The following is a 25499-nucleotide window of genomic DNA, read 5'->3' as shown; positions in this document are numbered from 1 at the left end:
AGTGTACGCGCGCGATTGCCAAACTTCTCCAGCCTGCTCCGCCGATACTTTCGCAAAGGAACCAATCTCAGCCAATACTCTGAAGCCGATTTTGATGCGGCAGCCGAAGAATTTAACAACCGGTAAAGGAAAACACTTAACTGGCACAAACCATGCAAAGAAATAATCAAACTAACCGATAAAACCATTACAACTGCCAACAGAAAACACCAGGAACCCCGCCAAATAATCTATTGAACCAGCCTCGAAAAGTTGGACCGAGAAAACTGAAAACAGAAAACTGAAAACAGAAAACCGAGAACTAACTGATAGCAAGCGTTCAATAACCGATTCGGCGGGGTCCCTTCCGCAGATAGTGTTAGTCTATCTCTCGCAGACTGCTATTTTCAGCAATCTGCTTTATTTTTCCTTCCTTGACGTGCAGCTGCAACACTCACGCCAGCACCCGTCAGTATCAGCGCAGCCAAAAGAGCACCAAGCAGTCCTGCAGAACCGGTTTTCGCCAAAGATTTCCCGGCAACTTGCACCGACTTCCCAGGAGCATTCCGGCCCTCAGAACTTTCCGCCCCAGGAGCATTCCGGCCTCCAGAACTTTCCGCCTCAGAGCTTCCCAACTCCGCAAAAGCTTTCAAAAGCGCAGCACAAGCAGCATCAACATCTTCCTGCACCGCATTCGGATTTTGCAGCACAGCTTCCGGATTACGCAGCAGCCCGCTAAGCGCCGCCGCTAACTTTGGATCTTCCGCTGCAGCAATTGCAGCTTTCACCGTATCTACCGCAGTGCGCAGCTTATCTTTTGAAACCGCCGGCGGAACCGGATCCGCACTGGGAACTATTGAAAGATCAAAATTCTGCCATCCGTTCCCCTCCAAAGTAATCGTTGCCGCGCCGTCTTTATATGCGATAGTTGGTGTTTTAGTTTGTGCCGCGTTGTCTGTGCCAATCAATGCACTGATCATTTCCAGCGTCGGCTCATGCGTCAGCCCTGAGATTTCGATGATTGCTTTCCGGTAACGATCATCAGCAGTCTTGCTGTCTGGAATATATTCATTCAGCAGGTAATCGTACATTCCGGTGTCATTATCGGAATCCCAATGCTTAGTAGCGCCCGGCTTCCCGTATTTTACGTATCCTTTCCAGATTGGGTTCTTGTCTGCCAGGTAGTTGTTGAAGTGTATCCGCACTTTACCGTCTTTTTCGTCTAAGACGAGCAGGGAATATGGGTTGAAAGTAATTTTTGCCTGCACTTCATTCTGTTCTAGATTCAATGTGACGCTTTGGGTGCTGTCCAGTTCTGAATCTTTGCGGGAATCAATCATCCAGTTGCTGTTGTATGCCAGCCAGGTATTTCCAACTTTGGAAGCAAATCCGTCGCCTTCATAAGTTTCCGGATAGAGCTTGTCAAAATATGTTTTAATTCCAGCCTCGTTTTTCAACTCGTTCAGAACTTTATTTTTTGTAAGCAGATTCGGGAATTTAGCAATTACCTCCTCCGAAACGCCTGGCAGCAGCGACGGAATAATCCCATAACGTCCCGTTTTGTGAGCGAGCAGCGTAGTATTGTTCTTCCCGTTAAAGTTCGTGTCTCCGTAGAGCGGATTTAAAAGATTAACTCCGGCTCCAGCGAGATCATTCAGCGAACCTTCGCGCGCATCGTAAGCTGCTTTAGTTTTTGCAAGGACCTCATCTTTGGTTGGAATCTTGTGGTCACGCATGTATTCCATTGCCGGCATAATACTTTCGGTAAAACTTGGCGTGAAATAGTTTTTACTGCCATTATCTGTGCCGACTGATGTGGCGTAATCTGGGTGTTCGAAAGAAAATACTGCCGCACCGTTCTGTGCCTGCTGAATCATCCGCATTTCGAAGAATAGCTCCGGGAATGTTACCGGTCCGCGGCATTCTTCCGGACCGCCGAATGTGTCAAAGGTATCTTTACCCCACAGCGGACCGTATCCTTCAATCTGCCACATCCACGTGTCAATCAGGCTTCCCCAGTTGCCGGCGATATCGCTGAGCCATGCGCCTGCAGTCACACTTTCATGACTGTTGTATGAGACTTTACTCCAGGCGCTGGTGGTTTTCGCAAGCAGGATGAAGTTGTCTTTGTACTGTTTCAGGCTATTGAGTGCAATTGGCTCGCGCAGTACTTTCTCCATGAAGTCGCCGTTGTCGTTCATTTCGCAATATACAACGTATCCGCCGTATTTTGCCGCCAACTGCAGCTGTTCACTCATCCATTTGCTGCGGGTTTGCGCGAGATTTCCGGTGAAATTATGATTTTCCGACATAAACACACCAATCATATTCGGGTATGTTTTGTACAGAGATTCAATCCATTCTTTCGACGGCGGAATAGTCGTACCGGAGTTTGAAATCATCACCAGGAATGGGATCTTGTCTTTTTCGTCTGCTGAATCCGTTCCTCAACCCATGCCCGAGTCTGTTCGTCACCGTTAACGTTTCCGGATGGATGAATTACGATTGCCTGATTTTCTAACATTCCGGCTGGAAGTTTATAACCATTCGGATCGCCATTCACCAGACTGTCCCAGAATCCTTGAATATCTTTTCCGCCTTGCAGCGGTCCTGGCAAATTCTGGTTTCCTTGTCGGTATAGGCCGTGAATAAAGAGCGGGTGCGCGTTATTTACGGTCTTCCGCATTGGTGCGGTAACTAATTCTTCCACTGTGACGGGAATTTTCACTGTCTGGGAATCCAGCGCAGCAATGATGTTCGTTGTTCCTGCTTTCAGCGCGTTTACTTCGCCTGCGGCATTGACTTTTGCGACGGTTTCGTCTTCACTGGACCATGTAACATTTTTATTGGCAGCATTGTACGGCTCGATTGCAGCGCTGAGCTTTTCTGCTGCCCCGATGTTCATCTGCAGCGATTCTGCATTTACGTTAATCCTGCTTACCGGGATCTTCTTGCTCTTGTCGTACTGTACTTCAAAGGCAATAACGTCTACTGTTCCGTCACCAGCCGGTTCAACAGTTAAGGTGTGCACTGTCTCGGTTAAACCTGTTGCCTCATATATTGTTACGTTACGTTCAGCAGGTCCGTGTGCATTAAATTCTTTCACTTTCTTACCGTCAAGATAGATAATGCCTTTCCCGAAGTTGGTGTCTTTTTGGCTGATGTACCGAATACCGGTTCCGTAAAAGACGATTTTGGCTTTGCTGCCTGCAGTGTTTGCGTAAACATCGTCTCCAGGGGCTTCTGTCCACCCGTGTTCATAGGTTACGGCACCGCTAAATGGAGAAACTTTTCCCATGCAGTGCTGCTGACATCGGCGAGAATCTGGAATGTCACATATCCGTTTGCCGGGATGGTGACGGTGGCGCGTTTTGCGGCAGCGTCGAAAGCAACTGTCGGTTCTTTGTATTGATTTTTCAAACCGGAAACAATTTTCACTTCCGGTTTTTCCGTAATATTTTCAAGAACATAAACGGTATCGCGCATCACGTCATCTTGCGGATTCGGAATATACTTATTTGCCAGCCAGTCGTCCATCTTTGTGTCGGTATCGGAGTTCCACGGCTGAACGTCCGGTCCGTAATTTTCCCAGATTTCCGACTTGTCTGCACGGTAGTTATTCAGGTAAACCTCAATACCGCCGTCGATTTTATCCAGATAAGTAAATGTATGCGGCTGCATTGTCACGTCAACCATAATGCCGCCGGCGTCAATTTTTGCATTCTGCGGCTTATTGCTGGCTGCATCTCCGTTGACGATACTGTTGTAGAGCACCCACGTATTGTTCACCTTTTCCGCATAGGCATTACCGGTGTAGGTTTCGGGGTATAGTTCGTTGAACTTTTGAATCCGCGCGCTGTTATCAGTAATTTCCGATACCGGCAATTCTTTAGCTTTTACCGGATTGCGCAGCACGAAATTTTGCGGGACCGCTGGAATCAGCCCGTAGCGTCCAGTGCTGTAGGTAAAGAGCGATTCGTCGTCCATGTTTAGCCCATGGTGCAGCGGAATTCGGGAGATGTCTCCGTGTACGACGGCTTTTGTTTTCTCCAGGAGAGCTTCTTTTGCCGGTGCCGGATGTTTAATCGCATGGCGGAATACTTCCAGCACTTCGTTGTTGAAAACGTGGGTTGGCTGATCTTTTGCAGCATACACATATGCTGGGTGTTCGAAGTTGTATACTACACCGCCGTTGTTGTAGATACTGAGCATTTGAATACCGATTAAGGCTTCCGGTTCACTCACGACGGCACGGCATTCTTCACCGCGATTCATGTGGCGAACTAGTTGATTAACTCCGGCAAAAGGCTTCCAGAAACTCTTCTCAAACCAGACCCAGGTATCGCTCAATCCGCCCCAGGCGGCGATATTATTGTTGAGCCAGAGCCCTTGGAAATAGCTCGCAGTCTTTCCAGTATCTTCACGCGGCGTGTTCTTCCAGGTAAAAATCATGCTCTCGCCGTATTTATCCAGGCTTGCTTTGAATGCTGGGAGCCTGAGAATTTCTTCCATCACTGCGGCTTTATGCTCGCTCCAGATTAGGTGCAAGCCGTTTTCGTGCGCAATCCGCAAAATATCTGCTGCGCGGTTAGCCACATTCATATAGGTAGTCCAGTAATTTTCGGTAATCAAAAAGGCTTTTAACGAATCATGCTTTTGCGCAACATCGGTAAGCCATTCGTTGGTCAATGTACCTGTTGCCGACCATTGCGGCTGATTACCGGAGGTACCCACCACGATAGTCACTGGAATATTCTTTTCATCAGCAATCTTCAGCTGTTGCTCATAAAAGTCTTTCAGCTCTTCCGGCTTATTTCCCTGCCAGCCGCTGGCGGTACCGAATTTCGATCCGCAGTGAATCTCCATTAAAGCATAGGGCTTCACATCATCGGGAACGTTATTCCACATTCCTTCGAGCGTGTTCTCCCAGTCCATTTTGGTTTCTGCTGCGCTGTAGTGTTCAACGTACACTGGAATGATTAAAAGCGGATGTTCATTATCGACGGTAATCCGCTTCGCCGGCACAGGTTTCGGCTCTTCTTCCGCAGCTTTCGGAACTGTCCCCCACGCCTGAATTTCTACGTAATGCCCGCCTTTACCGTCATACATGGTGTGTCCATTATTAACGACGGTAATGTAACGTCCTTTCTTCGGAGCCTCCAGTTTCACTTTCAGGCCGGCAACTGACTCCTGATACTCTTTCGCAGTTCCCTTGCCTAATCCGAAGAAATTACTTTCATCGGAATTGTAAATCACGTTTTCTGCCTTGAAGAAGCCGCCTTTGTCCTCAGATATAAAAATAATCGTGTCATGATAGGTGCGGTGATCACTCGGATTGTAATACCGCCAGAGATCAACCTCGTCGATAGTACCGACGGCACCAAGATCTACCTGCACATAGTACGGGTCTGTCTTGGTCTGATCTTTTCCTGCACCGATTTCGTAGTAATCGTTCGGGGTCGGATTTTTATCGGCGAAGTCAAACACACCGTCGGTTACGCTGCTTGGAGCGGTCTGATTGTTTGCAGCCACGCCGGTCACAGGCTTATTCAGCGCAAGGTTCATCCGTTCGCTCTGCTCTGGTTCTGCGCCAGGTTTCGGCGCTGCAGGCATGGAAATCTCTGCATCCGGTTTCGCAAATGCAATGTTTCCGAGTGCTTTCTCCATATTCGTGTAGGTGTTCTCAGTGTAGGCAATCCCCCAGCGGTTATCTTTTTCTCCCGCGGAGTACCATAGTGAGATTTTATCGCTCGCGGCATCGTAAAGGAATGTGGAGCGGTAAATGAACTTGTCATACCAAGTGCCCGCTTTCGGTTCCAGTACCGGTTTTTCATATGTCTGCCAATGCAATCCGTCTTTCGATTTTGCGAAGAAGAAAGATGTCGCATTCGATCCTGTTCCATCTTTATATGCCGGATAGAATGCCCAGTATTCACTTTTCTCCGGAATATATTTCACGTCGATATGCCAGGGCTGATATCCGGGCTGGTCGAAAGTATTCTGCAGCGAAACTGCATTTGACCAGTGAATACCGTCGGAAGATGTACGCAGTTCGACAAAGTTGTTTTGATTGTTCCATCCGCCGTCTTGAGTGTCTACCGAATACATCAGCCACTTATCGCCATTGCGGACTACTGCTGGAGAGAATAGGTCAAAATGATATTCGGTCTTGAACAGTGTCTGGATTTTACCGACGTTTAGCTTGTTTCCCTCGTGGGTAATCTTAATTAAGCGCACTTCGGACGGCGTAAAACCCGGGTCTCCCGGGGATTTTTTATCGTCGTCAGTCCACACATAGTAAACGTAGAGCGCATCCTCTTCTTCCGCATACACTAAATCGGTATCGCAATTATAGGTGGGTTTCGGTTCTTCTTTCGGCCCGGTAATTGGATTTGTGATCCCTTCCGGAACTTTCCATGTTTTTCCGTCGTGCGATGCAGCCAGGCTTGGATTTTCGTACTGTGAATTTCCGGTCTGATTCGGGGTGAGAATCATCCAGTACTCGTATCCGGCCCAGGGTTCAGCAAACTTTAAGATATCAGGATGTGTGGCGCTGTTTGGCAGCTTTCCATCCGCTTCAAAAGTCGGAATTTCCAAAGTTGTGCTGCTATGCGGCATCGCAGCCGGCGTTTCCGCCGGCTCTTGCTCAAGCGTACCCCAGGCTTCTATTTCGACGTAGTGCCCGCCATTGGAATATTTCGAGTTGCCATTGTTGTAAACGCGAATATAGCGTGCTTTTCTCGCGTTAAACTTAAACTCGTGCCCAGCATTTGTTTCGTCGTAGTATTTTTCGCTTCCGCTACCGAATCCAAACAGATCGTCACCGTCGGCATTATAAACAACGTCGCTCTTGTCGAATTTATCATCTTCTGATACAAGTATCACGGTGTTCTTATATTGACGGCGATCCTGGTAGTAACGCCACATCTTAATTTTGTCGATGTTGGCAGCAGCTGCCAGATTTACCTGCACATACTGCGGATGTTCGCTGCTTGCTGCTTCCGTACCAATTTCAAAATATTCCGACGCGGCAAGGGAATCCGTCTTCCCGTTTGTAACGCTTTCAGCTGAAGTATCTGAGTTTGGCGATGTTCCCGTAACTGCTGCATTTAATGCAACATTCCGATATCCTGCCGGCGTCTCATCAGCATAGGCAGGCTGCTGCAGCTGTATCCCGAAACCGAGAGCAAGCGCAGCGGTCAGCAGCGAGGAAATACACCCCCGCATTTTCGTTCTCATACTAGCTCCTTTGCTAATAATAGTTTTCTTTTTATTTGTATCGCCTTACTAAGCTTGGCAGCGTAAAAACTCAAGGAATGTTTCCACACCGCCGCCTAAGACGATGACTCCTTCGGGGCGCTCCCCTGCAGTTTCAGAAACGTCAAAGAAGTCTCCTGCACCCGTCAGCTCGGTACGCATAAAACTGTCCGAACCAAATACGCCTGGTTCCAGCCCTACAAACTCGTCGCCCCAAAAACTGCACTGCGCTGCGGTAATGCCGTACTTGCGCACCAGGTGCCGGTAAATAGCATTGGTATTATCGGTCTTAGACGACAACCCCACTTCGAGGTATTTCGCATCGCATGTGGTTGCTGTTTTAATCCCGTAATCAGCAGCCAGCTTCACCGAAAGGTCTATCAGCTCCTGCGTCCCGCCTGCGATGCCATGCTCTTGTAAGCTGCGGCGCAGCGCATCCAGTTCACTTCCCTGCATAAACAAGCTCTCGCCGCGGTCATAACCAACCATTAAATCGATCTTGCAATAATTCGGTCTGGTAAAAACGATGTCTGTGTCGAAGTTATAGTCACGCTTGAGGATTAGATGTAAATCGAAACAAGTCTGGTGAATCTTCAGCAGCGTATCTGTATCCGGCATCATATCGGCAAATATTTCCGGCTCCCCGGCCGTGAAGCGGTAGTTATATGCCCCGCGGGCTAATCCTAAATAAAGATGATTAAGCTGTTCAGGAGTAAAATACTTCGCGATTTCACCTCCGGCAATATTTTCAATCGTGGTTCCGCTTACAATCACTAACGGAATCCCCTGATCAAGCAGCGGAGCCATTGCTTTCACGGCTCTGTCCGCAGGAGCACGCCGCGACATAACTGCCGTGCCGTCCCAGTCAAAAAAGATTGCGCGATATTTTTTCATCTTCTGCTCTCTTCTTCCGTGCACTTAATATCCTTAATATCTGATAGTGACGCTATCGCCAGGCGCGCACTCATAGTCGTTTCCTTTTACCTGCACGTGCAGCACCTTGGGCGCATCGGCAGCGAGATGGATTGTGATTGTGCCGGCAGTAATCTCTGCTTTAGCGCGGCAAGAAGCGTAATTGAAAGCATATGAAAGACGCTTCCACCCTTGCGGCAAATGCGGATCGAGAATCACGCCCGCTGCGCTAACTTCCAGCCCGCCGAATCCGAGCACCAAAGCCATCCAGGTACCGCCATTAGCAGCCGGGTGCGTACCGCCGATATAGAGCGATCCTAAATATTGCTTATAGTTACCGTCCAAATCCAGCCGTGCTGCTTTCAGGAAGAATTTATACGCCCAGTCAACTTTCCCAATTTTTGCCGCTAAAAGTGCATACATGCAGGTAGATAGGCTGGATCCGTGTTCGGTGCGCGGCTCGTAATACTCCCAGTTCTGCAGCTTAACCTCATCGGAGAACCAGTCAGAGAGCAAGCTCATCACTAAAACCACATCCGGCTGTTTGAGAATCTGCGTATTCACCGCTAAACCGACGGGACTGCCAAGGTATTCGTTCGGTTTAATAATCCGCGAATAGAGTTCCTCCAGGCTGAGATCTTCTTGCTGGAAGTAGGTATCGAATTGTTCAATAATCCCCTGCTCGTTCGGCGTTGGAACATAGATCCGCTCGTACATATCACGCACATTTTTCAGCTCATCATGGTAATCCAGCTCGTGCAGAATTTGTGCATATTTCTCTGGGTGTTCGCGTTCGAGCCAGGCAGCTACTTCAAGCGCCGTTTTAGCCGTAAATTTCACCATATAGTTTGTGAAAGCGTCATTATTGACACGCTCGTGATATTCGTCGGCGCCAGTTACGTCGAGCAGCTCATAGCGCCCTTTATCCATCTTGAAATAAGCGAAAGAATTATAGAAACGCGCAACTTCAAAAATTGTTTCCGCACCGCCGGCTAAATAGATTGACTCATCACCGGTAATCTGCACGTATTTCCAAATTCCATATACGACGTCTGCGCTGATATGTACCTGTTTATCGCGGAAATAGGTCCGCATTTTTCTGCCGGTAAAAATATCTGTGAGGTTGTAGAGGGTACAGCCGTCTTTCCCATTTTCCTGGCTTTCCCAAGGATAGAAAGCGCCGCGATATCCATACTCTTTTGCTTTCTCCAGAGCACCTTGCAGATTCTTTACGCGGTACATCATCAGGTTTCGCGCAATTTCCGGAGTGCAGTAGGCAAACATCGGAATCATGTGCATTTCGGTATCCCAAAAGTATGCGCCTTTATAGACCTGCCCTGATAGACCGCGCGCCGGGATTGCTACTGTGTCAGTGTGAGCCGGAGCCGTACTGTAAAGCAGGTAGCAGCTATAAAGTACAGCCCGCTGTGCTTCTTCATCGCCTTCGATCGCGATTCCCAGTTGATTGTACCGCTCAGTCCAGCGAGCTAGCTGTGTATCTAAAAGCGCAGAAAAACCAGCTTGCGCTGCCAGATGTAAATTCGCAAGCGCCGCTTGCCACACATCCGGGCAATCAGTTTCTTTGCAAATTGCCGCATAGCTTTCAAATTCAACTGCTTTTCCGGGGGCAAGCTGCGCCCGCAGATACCACATCGCCCCGTCGGAACAGATATCGGCTTCACCGGCAGTCACTGCGATTTTCCGGGCAATAGCCGCTTTTGCACCGGTTTCAATAGTTTCACATACAAAACCGGCAGCATCGTCTTCACTGCGCGGATTGCATGCAGCAAAGTGATTGCCGTTAATATTCCACACATCCGTGTCAATTCCGGTAGTGATTTCCAACGGATAACTGGAGTTTGCGTGTTCACTTTCAAGGATTACACGGTAACGCATCAGCAGCAGATGATGATTTTCAATTGACGCAAACTGCTCCGCATCAATCCGCACCGTCACCCCATCCGCCAGTTCAAAGATGCTGCTGCGGAATTGCCGCCCAGTATCAATCGCAATGCCCTGCTCGTGATGCGCCGGCGGAGTTTCCAGCACCGAAAGCGGCACTCCCGCACAGACGCTTTTTGTGTAAAGCGCATTCGGCATATTCACCGGCTCGCGCCAGCCGCTGCCGTTATCGTCAAAAATTTCTGAGAGTGTGCATGCCACTAGCTCGTTTGCAGTATATTCCTGCAGCGTACCGCGGTAGCCGAAATAGCCGTTAGCGATTGAGAATTTACTTCCCAGCAATTCAATCCGCTCCTGATTGAATCCTGTTTCACGAAAAGTCCACTCCATTTGCAATCCCCTTTTTTGTCTGCCTCTGCTCAATCACATAAGGTGATTTCGAGTACTTCATCTACGTCGTCTGCAGGCGTAAACGAGAAATAATCCGGCACGCCGTAATTCACGAATTCACAGTCAGGGAATTCTTTTGCCACCCACGGAGTCAAAACACGCATTTCAAAACCATCTGCAAGACGGCGGATTTTCTGCACGCGCCCTTTCAGACCCGGCAGGGCCAGCGCCCCGATCGCCGCCTCAGTCACATGGGCATAAACCACGCCGTCTTTTTGCGTGTAGCGCCCCCATTCCGGTTTCGGCAAATCAGCACGCCCGCAGCCGTAGATACTCTCAGAATTTCGGTGCATCCATTTACCAACCTGCGCAAGCACTTCTAATTGCCATTCAGGCAGTTCGCCTTTTGCCGTCGGAGAGACGTTTACAATCATGTTTCCGTGTTTGCTCACGCATTCCACAAGCTTGCGCACTATTTGCGCCGCATTCTTATGATGACGGTCATTTGGCGCATAACCCCAGTTGTTATCGAGGGTGAAACAGGCTTCCCAGGGCACGTCTTGCCCGCTTGGAGTTACCAGCCCGCGCGGCGGAATAATCATTTCCGGGCAAGTAAAATCTCCGCTATAAATGCTGGGATTATCGGTCATGATTGATCCGTAGCTTTCTCCGCTGCCCTCAAGTCTGCCGTTAATCACGATTTCCGGCTGCAGGCTGCGCACCATTTCCAGCAGTTCTTTTCCGCGCCAATTTTCGGCAATATGCTCATCGTAGGAAAAATCAAACCACAGCAGGTCAATCTTTCCATAGTTACTCATCAGTTCCCGTACCTGCCCGTGCATGAAATCAAGGTACTGATTCCAATCGTGCGTGCGGTCTTTGAATTCTTCATGATTCCGGTCTGCATGGAAACGGTCTGAGTATGCCGGGAAATCCGGATGTTCCCAGTCGAGCAGCGAAAAATATATCCCGACTTTCAGCCCGGCTTCACGGAATGCTTCCGCATATTCTTTTACAAAGTCACGTTTGCATGCGGTGTTAGTGGTCTTAAAATCAGAATACTGCGTATCCCACAGCGCAAATCCTTCATGGTGTTTCGCGGTAAGTACGGCATATTTCATGCCGGCGTTTTTTGCCGCTTGCGCCCACTGGCGCATATCGCAGCGCACCGGATTCCATTCGTCAAAATAGACGCGATAGTCCGCCGCACGGATTTCTTCATCGCTGCGCACCCATTCCCCTCTGCCGGGGATAGCGTAAAGTCCCCAGTGGATGAACATTCCGAACCGGTCTTGGCAGAACCACTGCGTGCGCTGCGTACGCTGTTCGATTATCGACATAATACACCCTTTCTAGCTGCTTTTTAGGCGGGTTATCCTTTGACGGCTCCAGCGGTCAAAGATTTAATGAAGCTATCTGAAACTAAGAAAAACAAAATAATGGTGGGCAGAACCGCCACTACAATAGCGGAGAACATCCCGTTATAGTTTGTTGCATACGCCGTTTTGAACTGTCCGAGCAAGGCCGGAATCGTCATTTTGTCGGCGGATTTGAGTAAAATTGAGGCAAAATAAAACTCATTCCAGTTGTTCAGAAACACCAATATTCCCGCTGTTGCCAAACCAGGCTTCGCCATCGGAACAATCACTCTGAAAAATGTGCTGAAATATCCGCATCCATCTATCTGCGCTGCTTCTTCTATTTCTTTTGGAATTGAAATGAAGTAGCTGTAAAGAATGAAGAAAGTGACGGCAATTCCCAGACCAGAGTAAAGCAGAATCACGCCTAGCCGTGTATCTGCCAGATTCATATCATTCAGTAAACGATAGATTGGGAAAGAGATTGCCGTGGATGGAATAAAGAGCGTCATTGAGAACATCATGATTATGAGACTTTTCCCTTTGAAATCGACTCTCGCCACCGCATACGCCGCCATCGCTACCACCAGCACGCTGATGATGGTGGAGAAAATTGTGATAATCAAACTATTGATGAAGTACGTATGTACATTGAGCTTGGTGAAAATTGAGATGTAGCCGTCAAATACCCACTCTTCCGGCAGCCCCAGGCCTCCCGGATTTTTCTTGAAAGAGGAAATAAACACCCACAGCAGGGGATAGATTGATACAACCAAGACAATCGCCACAATAACGTAGCGGAAAAGAGTCAGCAGGACACCGCTGTTGTCTGATACTGCACCGCTTCGCTTAGCCATTGTTTACCTTCTTTTTATCTTTAATAAACAGATAGTTAATGATTCCAACAAGCACAAGCCCGAGCACGAGCTGAATTACACCGGCAGTGTTGCCGCGTGCAAAGTTCAGCTTTTCTGATCCGATTGCCGTCTTGTAAATGTAGTAGCTGAGGGTGTATGTCGAATTCCCCGGCCCGCCAGCGGTAATCAACGCCACCTCGTTATACAGCAATAATGCATAGTTTGCTGCCACCACTGTTACAGTGCCGATCATCGGTTTAATCAGCGGCAAAATAATCTTGCAGTCAATTTGCCGCTCATTAGCCCCATCGAGTTTCGCCGCTTCCAAAATTGCCGAATCGATTGAAGCAATCTGCGTCAAAATCAGCAGTGAATATGTTCCGCCAAAGAGGATAAAGGCGAAAGTTACACCCCAGAATGCGGAGGCAGGGTTTGTCAATATTGCAATATCTTTATCCGGAAAGAAAAATTGGATGATTTGGCTGATTGCCCCGCGGCCAGGACTATAAAGCTGCAGGAAAATCAGACCGATAGCTGCCGTGGAAATAATGTTCGGAATAATATACACATTGCGTGCAAACTTCCATCCGCGCACCCGCTTTGAAAGCACCAGCGCCACAATAATTGAAAACGGCACTTGGATCAACACGCTCAACAACACCCATTTAATCGAATTGACCAGAGCTATTTGAAAGTTGGCATCTAGCGTAAATAGTTTGATGTAGTTGTCAAATAAGTGATCAAATCCGAGGAATTCCGGCTTCAGGAAGTTTTTATAATTCCATTTACAAAACGAAGTGTAAATTACAGTTACCAGCGGATAGGCGTAGATTAGCGCAAAAAGCGCTATTGCCGGCGCAAGGAACACTCCAACAAAAAGCCGCCGTCTTGCCTGTGTGTTGATTTTTCGTTTCAGCTGTTCCACACTGTTCTCCCGTACTCAGTGGTATAAGAGGTGCCCGCGGCGGGCACCTCTTAACCCGCACAGCCTTTTGTTTCTTACTCAGCTGCCGCTAAGGCTTGATCCAGTTCAGCGATTACTTTGTCCGAGCGGATGAGCCGTCTTTCAGCCCGGCGTACTTGCTCAGGATTTCGCTTTCCATATCACCAAACGTATTGCCGAATCCAAGAGCTTTAATGTCTGCAGATTGCAGCAGGTTGCAGGCTGCAATCATTAGCTTGGACGCAGCATCGGGACCTTTAATAGTGCTGTAGTCCAAGCTGCTGCTCGGAGCCATGCCGATACCTTTTTCTACAATGCGTGCCGCAATCTCCGGACTGGTCATGTATTTAATGAACTTAATAGCGATTTCTTTTTGTTCATCAGTGAGCTTGTCGGATACCACAAAGCCGGTACCGCCAGAAAGCAGACCAGCTTTCTTGCCGTCGTTCGTCGGGAAAAGTGCCGGTTTCAGATTTTCTGCACCAGCTTTTGCACCGGCAAGATCACTTGATGCCCACACGCCTTCGAAAAGCATTGCACTGTCGCCGGAGGTGAAATCTTCTACATATTTCCGGTCTTCATCAGCGCCGGATCCAAAGTGTGCCGCGTCAATCTTGCTGAGGACCCGGTTTTGCATAAAGTTAAGAAAATCTTTGAAGGAAGCATTGCCGAAGCTTTCCGCATTCCCGCCCTTTGCATAGAAATCGCGGGATTCTTTACTGTTTTGCAGGTATCCGGCAGAGAGAATACTGCTAGTCCAGCCGGCATTGAGACTGAATGGTGAAATACCTGCTGAAACCAGCTTTTCGACTGCGGTATCAAAATCAGCCCAGGATTTCCACTGATCCGGAGCTGCAGCTCCCGCCTGTTCAAAGAGCTTCTGGTTATACCAGAATCCAACACCTTCAATTTGCTCACGAACCGAGTAAATCTTTCCGTCTTTCGTCAGATTTTGGTCATAAGCAACCCCAACTCCAGCCTTAAACTTGGAGTCTTCGTCAAGATAAGGTTTCAGATCCATAATCAGCCCGGCGCTCGACGCTACCGGCACAATATCGTAACCGCCGAAGTCAGCGATATCATAGAATTCTCCGGCACTCACCTTGTTGAGTCCAGAGTTGTAGATTCCCTCGCCGCCGCTGGAATCAGCAACTGCTTCAAAGACGAATTCGTCTTTGTGAGCCTGCGCAAACTCATCATATATCTTGCGCATCTCGGCTGCCGGCGCCCATTCGGATTCGTCGTGGAAGTATCCGTGAGTAAAAGTCAGTTTCGGTAAATCACCAGAAGCAGACTCCGTCTTTTCTCCTCCGCTGCAAGCTGTCAAGGCGGCAGCAGAAAGGAGCATCGTCGAAATTAATGCAATAGCTTTTTTCATTTTTCCTCTTTCGTCTTCGTTGCACTGAGGAGTGCGAACTTACCTGCGCAACATTGCCCAAGTAAATTCTGATAGCGCTCACAATTATACACTCTATAAAATTAAAATCTCGACTTTTTATCAAAAAATCGCAATGTTATTAAATTGTTATATTTCACCGACGGTTCCGCGCTTTCGAAAAGCAGCCGCACATTCGCGTAAAACACTGTATCTACCTTATATAATCGGCACATTTCATCTTTTATCAAACTGGAAAGCGCGGTAACTTTCTTTTCTTGCGGCCGCGAATAAAAAATATTTAAGAAATAGCTTTTTGCGTATTTTCACAATCGCGCCGCACCGGAAAATGATTTTATGGCAGCGCTCTACTAACTATTCTCCGCAATAACAGCGGCAGCTTTTTGCTGCACCTGACGCAAAGCCCGCGCATTCAGCCGCAGCACTGCCGCACCATCTCTGCGTTAATTTCATCCGGCAGCAAGCACTGCATGCTGCGGAGCAGATTCCCGCACAATAAGCGCGGTCTGCACCTGCACAGCGCAAGGCTCTTTACCGGCAATAATTTCCTCTAAATTCGCAATTACTTCCTGTGCCAGCAAACTAAAATCTTGCCGAACAGTAGTCAGCGCCGGACGTAAATATGCAGCTTCCGCAATATCGTCAAAACCGCCCAGGAGATAGTCTTTCCCAGCTTCCAGCCTGCGTTCGCTTAAAGCGCGCATCAGCCCGATTGCAATCCGATCAGATGCGGCAAAAATTGCCTGCGGCACCGGGTTAAGATCGCGTCCCAAGTTATATCCGGCTTCTGCCGACCAGCCATTTGCACTCACCCAACGTGCCGCAGCCCCAGCTTCAGCGCACACTTCCTGATAGGCAGCAAGACGTTCCATCGCGTCTTGCGCCGAAAGCGGACCGGCAATGTGGAGGATTGAATCAGTGCTGGATAAAAGATGCGCTGTCAGCTCCCGGGAACCAGAGACTTGATCAAAACCGATAGTAACATAATCACTCAAACGGTGTTTTCCGCTCATTACCAACACCCCGCGGTTGACGGGAGTATTTTCCAGCACCGGGATGATCGCCGGATTTTGCGCCAAAACCACACTCGCCAACACTCCGCGCGCCCGCATATATTTCATGGCGCTGACGAGTTCACTTGGATCGTTTTCCGGCACAGAAGCAGAAACAACGTACCGCCCAGCGCGCCGCGCTCTCGCCTCAACGGCAGTAAAGAGTTTCTGCATCCCAAAATAGATATCGCCCACCGTAATCACACCAATAGAGCGCGAGCGCCCTGAAGCAAGAATTTGCGCGTTAATATCCGGCTCATAATTAAGCTCTCGGACAACGGCCTGCACCCGTTCCCGTGTAGCTTTGGAGACATTGGCTTTATTCTGCACGACACGCGAGACAGTTTGCAGCGATACGCCTGCGCGGCTCGCAACATCAGCCATCGTCACTTTATTTCTCATACTCACCATAGTAAACCGAAACTCCGTAATCAGTTTATTTTTCGCCGTTTACATCCATGTTCGGCTCCCCATACTTTCATTTTCCCGATCCGCCCGAATCCTGTTTTCCGCACACTAGAAGTATCTTATTTTGCTTTCATGCCGGAACGCTGTTCTGCTTGTATCCGGAAAGCTCGCTGTATCAGGTACAGTCCCTCCCGCTTGGAGAGGTGCACGGGAGGGACCGAGACTTCGCACCAGCAGACTTCGCACCAGCAGACTTTGAACCGATATTGCGCCCGCACAATATCGCGCGGGTAAAAGCCGGTCCCAATCGCGAAGCGATTTGCGGGAATCAAAGCCCGTATTGCGCCCGCATTCCAATGAGTTTTTGAATTTCGGCCGCAGCAAGCTCGCGGGTAAATCCCAGCTGCGCCGTAATTGCAGTCAGTTTTGCCGTGTACTCAAGGCGTTCCATCGCTTGAAAAGCTGCCAACAGGCTTGTTCCCCATGCAATAGCTCCATGCATTTCCATCAGACAGCATGAATAATCATGTACAAATGGGGCAATATTATCTGCTAATTCAGATGTTGACGGCGTCGCATACGGAGCAACTGGAATTTCCGGCATCGCGATAATATTTTCCGGCAGCATCTTCGAGATAATCGGCTTTCCGCCAATAGCAAAAGCTGTACCATACGGCGGGTGCGCGTGGACGACGGCACGCACATCCGCATTCTCTTTATATAGACGCAGATGGACCTTTACTTCGCTTGATACTTGAAAACCGGCAAACTCTTCAAGCGGCTTTCCAGCAATATCTACACGGCAAATAGCTTCCGGAGTCAACGCCCCTTTCGATACTCCGGTGGGAGTGCACAGCACTGTACCGTCGCTGCAACGGTACGAAATGTTCCCGTCATTTGCGGCAACCATTCCTGTTTGCCAAACTTTTCTCCCGATTTCGCAGATTTCTTCGCGAAGTTTCCAATCTGTTAGTTCCATTTATCTTCCCTTTCCCGTTTCTTAAGTTCATTTGCAAAGCTTGTTTGCAAAGTTCGTCTGCAAAGCTTGCCTGAAAAGCTTGTTTTTTGAAAGTACTGCTGTTTGTCTGCCGTCCTCGCGCACGCATTACACTGGCACCGTCCCGGCATCCGCGGCAGCGCTCATCAAAGTCAGGCGATGACGCCTGCATCCATTTCCGCCGACGTCTGTACTCTCCGCTCCCGCGCCTGCCGCCATGCAGCAAGCTTTTGCTCCGGAACTCCGAGCGTAATAAGCTGCGCAGTGAGATTCCCCAGTGCAGACGCTTCCGGATCCCCAATAATAATTTCACCCAATTCATCTTTCATTGCCTGAATCAGATAGGGATCTCTTACCCCGCCGCCCACAATCGCCACATCGCCGTTTGCACCGCAAATTCGGCGCAGATTCTGAATCGCGCGGGCGCTTGCTGCCGCAACTGAGCGGTGTGCAAGCGCCAAAATCTCACCGGGTGTTTCCGCTTTCACCCCGAGCTGCCGGGCTGCTAGGCGGGTAATTTTCTTCGGCATATCACCGGGTGAAACCAGGTCCGGGTGGCCCACATCGAGCACCCCGTCGGGAACTGCCGCAGCAAATGTCAGTGCATTAAGCTCAGCATAGCTGGGATTCCAGCCTTGCCGCCCCCATTCGCGGCGGCATTCTTGCACCAGCCACATCCCCGTGAGATTTACCTGTGCACGGTTCTTCCCCGCGGCAGCAGCTTCGTTTGTCACTCCCGCCGCAAATGCTTCTTTCGTAACGACGGGATTGGGTGTGATTGCCCCGGCGACCGCCCAGGAACCGCAGGAGATAAACAGTCCCGCATAGCCGCTTCCCAGCGAATGTGCAGCACATGCAGTATCGTGCGATCCGGCGCGGATAATCGCCATCCGGCCGCGTTCCGCAGCAATAGTCAGCTCCGGCGCTATTGGAGGAACGATTGCCGGACTAAGACCAATGCTTTCCCATGGTCCAACGATTGCCTTTCGATCTGCGGAGATAAATCCTGCCGTGGATCCCACCCCGAGAGAAGTCCACGGAGGTACCTCGTGTCTTTTGGTAAAGGAACCGTAGCTTGCCGTCGCTAAATCCCGCGCTGTCCAATCCGGTAAAAACTCGATATGCTGCGAGTTGGAAAACCAGCGCGCATCTGCAAGCTGTAAACCCGCGAGTTGATATATTGAGTTAATATCCTGCGGGTACACACCTGAGAGCGTAAATGCTTCCCAATCGCTCATTGTTAATGCCGCCCTGCCGCGCGCTCCGTGAGAGCCGCGATACGCCCGAGCTGGGGTAACAGGAGAGTTTGCACTGTCTACGCCGACGAAATCAACTCCCCAGCCGCACACGCCTACGCCGTCGGGGAGCCGGCCAAGAATTTTCAGCGCTTTCATCACTGCATTGCGCGCAGCTGATGATATCGCGTCAAGATTCCAGCACAAATCAGTACCGGATACTTGATGCGGGACCCGCAGTATTTCCCGACGTACAAGGGTGTTTCTTTCCCATGTGCCGAGGATTGCACGGATTGCGGAACTTCCCATATCGATGGCGAGGACATGTAATGATGCCATAGTATCTGCTAACTTTACTTAAAGAACGGTCCGTAGCTCGCGCAGGCACGGTAATCAGCACTTTCCAAATCGCTGGTTCCGAAGAGCGACCACGCACGCGGACGGAAAATATCTGCGGAGCTGACGTTGTGCATGTTCACGGGAATCCGCAGCATCGCGGCAAGAGTAAGCATATCTGCCCCGAAATGCCCATATCCGATTGCGCCGTGGTTGGCGCCCCAATTTGCCATCACATCGTATGTGGAAGTGAAAGCGCCTTCGCCGGTCAGCCGCGGCACAAAAACGTGGTTGGCCATGCCGGATCGGTGCGGTCAGCAATTGTCTTTTCTGCTTCTTTACTGATTTCAAGGCTCCAGCCTTCCGCTATCTGCATTACCGGCCCTTGTCCGGCCGCAAGATTAATGCGCACCATCGTCATCGGCATTCCGCCGCGGGTGGAGAAATGCGTGGAATATCCGCCGCCGTGAAAGTACTGCTTATTGGCGGGATGGAAAGTGGCGGCGTTCAAAGCAGCATCGATATCCGCTTCGGTTACGTCCCACCAGTGCTTCATCACAGGGCGGCCGTCCGCGTCGGTCATTGCACCTGCGGCATCAAGTGTAGTCGCTCCAGAGTTGCGCAGGTCAATGAACCCATCAACGTTAAGAGCGGAAAGATCGAATCCTGTTACGCGTTTGACTGCTTCAGGAGACCAGTATGTGCGCACGTCAGAGAACATTTGAGTTCGGTTGGTGAGAAGATAGTTCAGGAGCATCGCGGCTCCGTTGAGAGTATCGTTTTCGGTAGCGAATGTGATAGGTTCGCGCGCGCCGTTCCAATCGAATGTCGTGTTAAGCAGGGTTTCCATCAAATCGCCGTTCGGCTTGTAATCAGTCCATTGCCGCTGCCCTTGAAATCCGCCGGCGATTGCGTTGTGTCCGGCCGCTTCTTCCGCAAAACCGAGCTGCGCAAGTTTTGGGTTGCCTGTAAGCAGATCGCGAGCCACAATTACCATCTTCGTTACATAATCCCACTGTTCTTCGCGGGTCTTTTCGTTCAAGAAATTTTCCGGAACGTTGACGATATCATCGCCTTCGGTAAGCTTTTCCGCCACCCATGCACGGGCTTTTTATATTCGTCGGGATCGTAAATACCGAAGTTAATGCGCCGATCAATTTCAATCATATCGATTGACTCGACACCTAATCCGAGGTATTCGCAAAAGAAGTGCCGATCTACCATTGACCCGGCGATTCCCATGCACTGCGATCCCATTTGCAGATAGTTTTTCCTTTGAGTTCGCCGACGGCTATCACCGCCCGGGCGTAGCGCAGAATCTTTTCCGCGACTTCTGCCGGGATTTGTGAATCATCGGCGTCTTGCACATGGTGACCGTAAATCCCAAATGCGGGGATACCGAACTGCGCGTAGGCTGCCATTGCTGCTGCCAGTGTGACGGCGCCCGGCCGCTCCGTGCCGTTTATTCCCCAGATTGCATGTTGGATTCGGGGTTGAGATCAATAACTTCGGTGACGTAATCCCAGCAAGGGGTAACGGTAAGCTCACCGGCAACATTGTATTTATTAAACTTTTCTTGCGCTTTCGCAGCTTCGCCGGCACGCCCGATTGTACTGTCAGCAATTACGCATTCTACGTGCTTACCGTCGGTATAATGCAGATTTGCAGTAATTAATGCAGCTGCAGCATGCGCCATCTCCATTGTTTTGTCTTCAAGTGATTCGCGCACGCCGCGGCGTCTGCCGTCGATAATCGGACGGATTGCAATTACTGGATGATTTGACATCTGAACCCCTTCGTTCTTTCGGTGGCAGCATCGCCACATCAATAGCTCTACACTATAACGTTAGCGCTAACAAGACGTGCGCACAAGACTCTGCGGAAAATATCTTGAAATCCTGCGGCGGTTTACGCTCTTAATCGTACCTCATCCCATACGGAAAAAGTACTGTTTTCACAGATAAAAGCAGAAAAGAAACTTCCCGCGAAGAAGAAAACCTGAAATTATGGATAAATCTTCGCAGGAAGTTTGAACCAGCGGCGTGTCATGCGCTCACACGTTGGCGTTATTTTACAGTCAGCTGCGCACACCGATTGTGAGAATGATATTGGCATACAGGCGCTGATCCCCTGTAGCAATCAACACAGCCACGTAATCATCAGCTGCTTCCTCATAAAACCGAAAACGGTCAATCTCACGAAACTCGACTCCCGGCAGCGCATTCCGATAATCAGAATGAACTTGCGGGTCAAGCGGCGGACCTCCCGGCGCCGGCACCATGATTGCGGCAGCTTCAATCGGAATGGTGTTTTTCAGTACGTTCAGCACATCCATCACCGTGAGCATACCTGGCGCTAAATTGAGTGAAATCCGCTCACAGCGCGGCGGCGCCGCCACCGAATACGGATAATTCCCATCGGCAATCAGAATTTTTGCTCCATGCCCCGCAGCTGCCAAAGCACGCAGCAATTCCGGATGCGTCATTGCTCCATACAGCATTATATTTCCCTCTCTGCGTCGAACTTTACGTCGAACTTTATATCAAATTCCGCATCAAATTCTGCGTTGAACTTTGCGTCGATTCTAGCGACAAACTCACTATCGCACCGCAAGCCGCATCGGCATGTCAGAAAAGCGCACACCCGGCAGCGAATCCGGCTTTAATATTCGAAACCGCGGCATACTTACCGTATGGACTGCATACACCGCATGCACCGCACTCCAGCACCCCAACATCCCAGCACCCCAGCATCTAAAAGCTAAAAACCGGCATACTCGATTCACCTGCTCCGCACTCCATTGCCGAAATGGAAACTCTAGCCCCGTCTCACGCAAGCATACAAGGAAGAAGCGGAAAAATACGTCACAGCGGGCATTATTCCCGAGTCCGGTTCCCCTTTAATCCAGTTAGCACCGCCCAATACTCCGTCCCTTTTAGTTTGGTTAATCCTGCCGCTCCAAAAACATTCCGCCCCTTGCGGCAGCAACTCCGGAAAACCTTCCTGCGAAATCCGCATGAAACACCAATGAATCACAGCAATCATCAGTCTCCAAACGCCAATAAGCCCGATGTTCCGCTGCGTCATCAGCGGAAAACTGCAGTAAAAAATAAATAAGAAACAAAAGTGTCGCTAAAATTACTTGCCCAAAATTCCCAATTGACACGGTTTAAGATATATTCTTGCTTTTGATACACGCATATTAGAGAAATAGTGTCGCAAAAATACTATGCGGCGCCAAGGGACGGACACACATGAATACGACCAACAATTCTGCAAAACATGCCATCGTCGTTTACAACACGATTACCGGATTTTCACGCACATATGCACGCTGGATTGCGGAGAGCTTAGATGCCGATATCTTCTCACTGCAGGAATTGCGTACTGCCGTGAGTCAGGGATCTATTAACCTTGCAGGATACGATCTTGTGATATACGGAGCCGGTGTGCGGATGCATATTATCCGCGGGTTCAAGACGTTCCGATCTCTACTCAAAAAAGCAAAGATGCTCGGTACCGGAAAAGTAATCGTGTGGGCAAATGGCGGCACCCCGCAGCATCCGGACCGCGATTGGAAATCTGCTGCCCGCACGTTTACGAAAAACGAGATGGCAAAGGGCGAATATTCATATTTCTATCTTGAGGGCGGAGTGCGCTACGAGGGGCTGAATCCCGTGGAGAAAACTTTGCTCAAAATTTTTGCAAAGCGCATCCAGAAATACCGCGGCCGCGGAGAGTGGGCTGCAGCTGTAGCTGACCATATTGCGGAGGGATACGACCATACAGACCGCAAGGCGCTGGAGCCGCTCCTTACCCGCGCCCGGGAAATTCTCGCCTACTGAAACGAATATGCGGACATTTCCGATAAATCTGCCGATAACACCGCCAATTAACTTGCCGATTAAACGTCAAACCCGCAATAACTATTGGCTGCGCCGAGTGCTTATCCGTGAGCATTCCCGGAAAGGATGAACATGAACAGCGATGCAAATAGTGTTTCGCCCGTAAAAAATACCGACGGCCCCGGCACTGACGATATATACACTGTCTCGCTCCCCGTCGGCACTCACGAAAAGCAGCACCGCCGGCTGCCGGCATGAAGAAATCTTCTGCGAAAAAATCTGGTCTCCACGCCCTCAATGCGGATGATTTCAATATTCTCAACGTTGTCGGCGGCTGGAGAGCCGTATTCGAAGCAGTTATCCCAACTCTCACGTTCGTAGTGCTGCTGATAACAACCGGAGATTATCTCGTGCCGGCACTAATCGCATTCGGGCTGTGCTGCACTTTTGCTGCGGCGCGAGCGATTCAAAGGCTGTCCGTTAAGCCCGCTTTAAGCGGTGTGCTCACGATGGCCGCTTCGGTGTTCGTGGCATGGAAAACCGGGCAGGCAGTCAACGTATTTCTTGTGAGCATCTTGAAAAATATGACTTACGGGAGCATAATACTTGTCTCCATTCTGGTGCGCTGGCCGCTGCTGGGAGTTATGCTGGGCTATCTCCGGGGTGAAAAGACGCGCTGGCGGCACGGTCAAGAATGGGCATTGACGCGGGTACGCTACTACCAAATCACATGGGTCTGGACATTTATTTTCGCCGCACGTCTGAGCGTGCAGATTCCGCTATATTTCGGCGGACACGCACAATGGCTGGGAATAATGAAACTGACGCTTGGCTTACCTGCCGACATTCTCGCAGCATACATATGCTGGCAGCTTTTGCGAACACTTCCAAAGCGAAACCGCAAAGCCGGGAATCAGAATTCGGCTTAGTTAACTTTCCGCAATTCTTTATCCGCCGCGTAAATTAACGACGGAAATCACCAGCACCGCACTCCGCCGCTTACATGACCTCGGAATGCTGGCAAGAACCCAGATTCGTTACGTAAGTGACGGCGGGAACTCAGGTTCGTTACGTAACTGCTGGCAAAAAGAAGAAAACTTTACGTAACTGGTGGCGGGAACTCATTTTCATTACGTAACTGGCGGCAAGAACTCAGGCTGTAATTTTAACCTCCGAAAGTGCTTACGTTACCGCAGGTCACAGGCTTAAAGGAACGACGGCTCTCCCGTCGTACACAAAACCACCCATTTCGCCACCACTTACGTTAGCCCAAGCAGATTCCGCCACCAGTTACGTGAACTTGCGAGGATTATGCCATCAGTTGCGTTAGCTGGGTCTAGTTTGGCCGGTTCCAAGCGGTGTTTTTGCACAGCGGTCAAGCTTGATCTATGCAAAAACACCGCTTTCCGCCAAACAACTACCGGCTTTTTATCCCACCAAGCCGAACAAACACCAGCTTCATCGCACCAACCCAAAGAAAAATGTAAAGAGTTGTCAGAGCGAATCCCGCCACCACTTACGTTAGCCCAAGCAGATTCCGCCACCACTTACGTTAAAAGCAAATCCCCGCCGGCATAACGCGCCGATTTTGCATTCCGTCGCAGATACATTATCAGTGCAAGGCACATCAATAATCCGGCAGCCGCAGCAAATGGTGCCACACCAAAGGAACCGGTAAGCGGTAATGCAGGATATTCGATCAGCGGATTTTTTACAATCAAAGGCACGCTATTCTTTGCATCAGCACCATCTTTGAACAAGAGTACTGTTTCTTGCGGAGATTTCACCCAAGATACAGTTCGTGCCGTATTGTCGATTCTTAAAGTCCATTCTTCTTCAGTGGCTAAAAATCCTGCTGGTGCTTCAATTTCACGCAAAATATATTCACCGTCTGCAAGCCCGGCAGGAAGTTTAAATTCAAGCACGGATTCTTGCTTCCCGCCGAGAGCTTTTTCTTTCCAATCATTAGCAAGATCCCATGTTTGCGCAACTTGTTTCCCGCCATTTTTCGCAGTAATCTGCATTTTCAGGTTTCCAACCAGAATCTTGCATTCATCCGATACAGGCACGCCAAAGGTATTATTACATGTGTTTCCTTGCGTATTGCTGCTCATTATTTTTTGGAAATTAAATTCTAATGGCACGGATTGTTTTTGATTCTTGATTGTTAATATGCCGTTGTTATAGTTTTGATTCGCGGTGGTAACTTCAATCTGCGCATTTTTTGCAACCCGGAAATCAATCGGTTTTGTAAGATTTGCATAGCCGGGTATCGGTTTTGTTTCAGTAAGCCGGTATTCGCCTTCAGCCAGGAACGGAAAATTCAAAGTACCGTCTTGACGGGTAATGAATATCTTATTATCTCCTTGCAGATAAGGCAGATAATCTCCGCTTATATCTTTCTTCAGCAAAGTGAAAGATACACCGGCAAGAGCAATATCAGGGTTGTCTGCATCAATTTTCTTTAAGCGCAGTTCAGGTGAACGTTTATTGGTGAGATCTACACAGTGTAATGCACGCCCCGGTTCACCCTTACAAGCTTCACTCGGTATTTGCTGCACGCCTGCACCGGCAAAATCAGCTACTACTAATTCTCCGTTTTGATTTTCTTTCACTTTGAAAGTCCATCTGA

The 25499-nt window shown here is 49.5% G+C and carries 15 protein-coding genes and 2 pseudogenes; 3 read left to right on the top strand and 14 right to left on the bottom strand.

Translation table 11 applies throughout. The features are described 5' to 3' along the window. Nucleotides 1–389: 389 nt before the first annotated feature. The 13 genes and pseudogenes from RQN30_RS11720 to RQN30_RS11655 form a co-directional block, all read right to left on the bottom strand. A pseudogene (locus RQN30_RS11720) lies at nucleotides 390–2911 on the bottom strand (Ig-like domain-containing protein); the annotation flags it as partial. Nucleotides 2912–3243: 332 nt separating this feature from the next. After that, nucleotides 3244–7218 (bottom strand): glycoside hydrolase family 98 domain-containing protein, encoded by a 3975-nt coding sequence (locus RQN30_RS11710; RefSeq protein ID WP_353060627.1) that lies wholly within the window; start codon nucleotides 7216–7218, stop codon nucleotides 3244–3246. Between the two features lie 48 nt (nucleotides 7219–7266). Next, a complete protein-coding gene (locus tag RQN30_RS11705; protein WP_353060626.1) occupies nucleotides 7267–8130 on the bottom strand; it encodes an HAD family hydrolase in 864 nt (287 codons plus the stop codon). Between the two features lie 33 nt (nucleotides 8131–8163). Continuing rightward, the gene (locus RQN30_RS11700; protein ID WP_353060625.1) at nucleotides 8164–10440 is read right to left on the bottom strand and encodes a glycosyl hydrolase family 65 domain-containing protein; all 2277 of its coding nucleotides are present in this window, start codon (nucleotides 10438–10440) and stop codon (nucleotides 8164–8166) included. Nucleotides 10441–10469: 29 nt separating this feature from the next. Then, the gene (locus RQN30_RS11695) at nucleotides 10470–11780 is read right to left on the bottom strand and encodes an alpha-L-fucosidase (protein ID WP_353060624.1); all 1311 of its coding nucleotides are present in this window, start codon (nucleotides 11778–11780) and stop codon (nucleotides 10470–10472) included. Between the two features lie 32 nt (nucleotides 11781–11812). Continuing rightward, nucleotides 11813–12655: a carbohydrate ABC transporter permease gene (locus RQN30_RS11690; protein WP_353060623.1), complete on the bottom strand. Its 843-nt coding sequence runs from the start codon at nucleotides 12653–12655 to the stop codon at nucleotides 11813–11815. Beyond that, on the bottom strand, nucleotides 12648–13580 hold the full coding sequence (locus RQN30_RS11685; RefSeq protein ID WP_353060622.1) for a carbohydrate ABC transporter permease: 933 nt from the start codon (nucleotides 13578–13580) through the stop codon (nucleotides 12648–12650). The genes RQN30_RS11690 and RQN30_RS11685 overlap by 8 nt, the downstream gene beginning before the upstream one ends. A 112-nt stretch (nucleotides 13581–13692) precedes the next feature. Further along, a complete protein-coding gene (locus RQN30_RS11680) occupies nucleotides 13693–14976 on the bottom strand; it encodes an ABC transporter substrate-binding protein (protein WP_353060621.1) in 1284 nt (427 codons plus the stop codon). Between the two features lie 467 nt (nucleotides 14977–15443). After that, nucleotides 15444–16457, bottom strand: coding sequence for a LacI family DNA-binding transcriptional regulator (locus tag RQN30_RS11675; protein WP_353060620.1), 1014 nt, complete (start codon nucleotides 16455–16457; stop codon nucleotides 15444–15446). Nucleotides 16458–16782: 325 nt separating this feature from the next. Continuing rightward, complete coding sequence (locus RQN30_RS11670) at nucleotides 16783–17433, bottom strand: class II aldolase/adducin family protein (RefSeq protein ID WP_353060619.1); 651 nt, start codon at nucleotides 17431–17433, stop codon at nucleotides 16783–16785. A gap of 170 nt (nucleotides 17434–17603) precedes the next feature. Then, entirely contained in the window at nucleotides 17604–19025 is a 1422-nt protein-coding gene (locus RQN30_RS11665; RefSeq protein ID WP_353060618.1) for an FGGY-family carbohydrate kinase, read from the bottom strand. A 14-nt stretch (nucleotides 19026–19039) separates the two neighbouring features. Then, nucleotides 19040–20808, bottom strand: a pseudogene (locus RQN30_RS11660) (L-fucose isomerase). 291 nt (nucleotides 20809–21099) lie between these two features. Then, nucleotides 21100–21522, bottom strand: a complete 423-nt coding sequence (locus tag RQN30_RS11655; RefSeq protein ID WP_353060617.1) for an RbsD/FucU family protein — start codon at nucleotides 21520–21522, stop codon at nucleotides 21100–21102. A gap of 754 nt (nucleotides 21523–22276) precedes the next feature. Here RQN30_RS11655 and RQN30_RS11650 point away from each other — a divergent pair. The 3 genes from RQN30_RS11650 to RQN30_RS11640 all read left to right on the top strand — a co-directional run bounded on the left by RQN30_RS11650 (nucleotide 22277) and on the right by RQN30_RS11640 (nucleotide 23796). Then, nucleotides 22277–22867: a flavodoxin domain-containing protein gene (locus tag RQN30_RS11650; protein WP_353060616.1), complete on the top strand. Its 591-nt coding sequence runs from the start codon at nucleotides 22277–22279 to the stop codon at nucleotides 22865–22867. 132 nt (nucleotides 22868–22999) lie between these two features. Then, the gene (locus RQN30_RS11645; RefSeq protein WP_353060615.1) at nucleotides 23000–23125 is read left to right on the top strand and encodes a hypothetical protein; all 126 of its coding nucleotides are present in this window, start codon (nucleotides 23000–23002) and stop codon (nucleotides 23123–23125) included. After that, a complete protein-coding gene (locus tag RQN30_RS11640) occupies nucleotides 23122–23796 on the top strand; it encodes a DUF3159 domain-containing protein (RefSeq protein ID WP_353060614.1) in 675 nt (224 codons plus the stop codon). Before RQN30_RS11645 ends, RQN30_RS11640 begins: the two co-directional genes overlap by 4 nt. A gap of 618 nt (nucleotides 23797–24414) precedes the next feature. Here RQN30_RS11640 and RQN30_RS11635 read toward each other — a convergent pair. Further along, a complete protein-coding gene (locus RQN30_RS11635; protein WP_353060613.1) occupies nucleotides 24415–25482 on the bottom strand; it encodes an MSCRAMM family protein in 1068 nt (355 codons plus the stop codon). Nucleotides 25483–25499: the final 17 nt, after the last annotated feature.

Origin of the sequence: Arcanobacterium hippocoleae, from assembly GCF_040360365.1 — a bacterium.
In the GTDB taxonomy this organism is placed as follows: Bacteria; Actinomycetota; Actinomycetes; order Actinomycetales; family Actinomycetaceae; genus Arcanobacterium_A; species Arcanobacterium_A hippocoleae_A.
The sequence above is the reverse complement of the archived record's forward strand: the minus strand, read 5'-3'. Positions and strand labels throughout refer to the sequence as shown.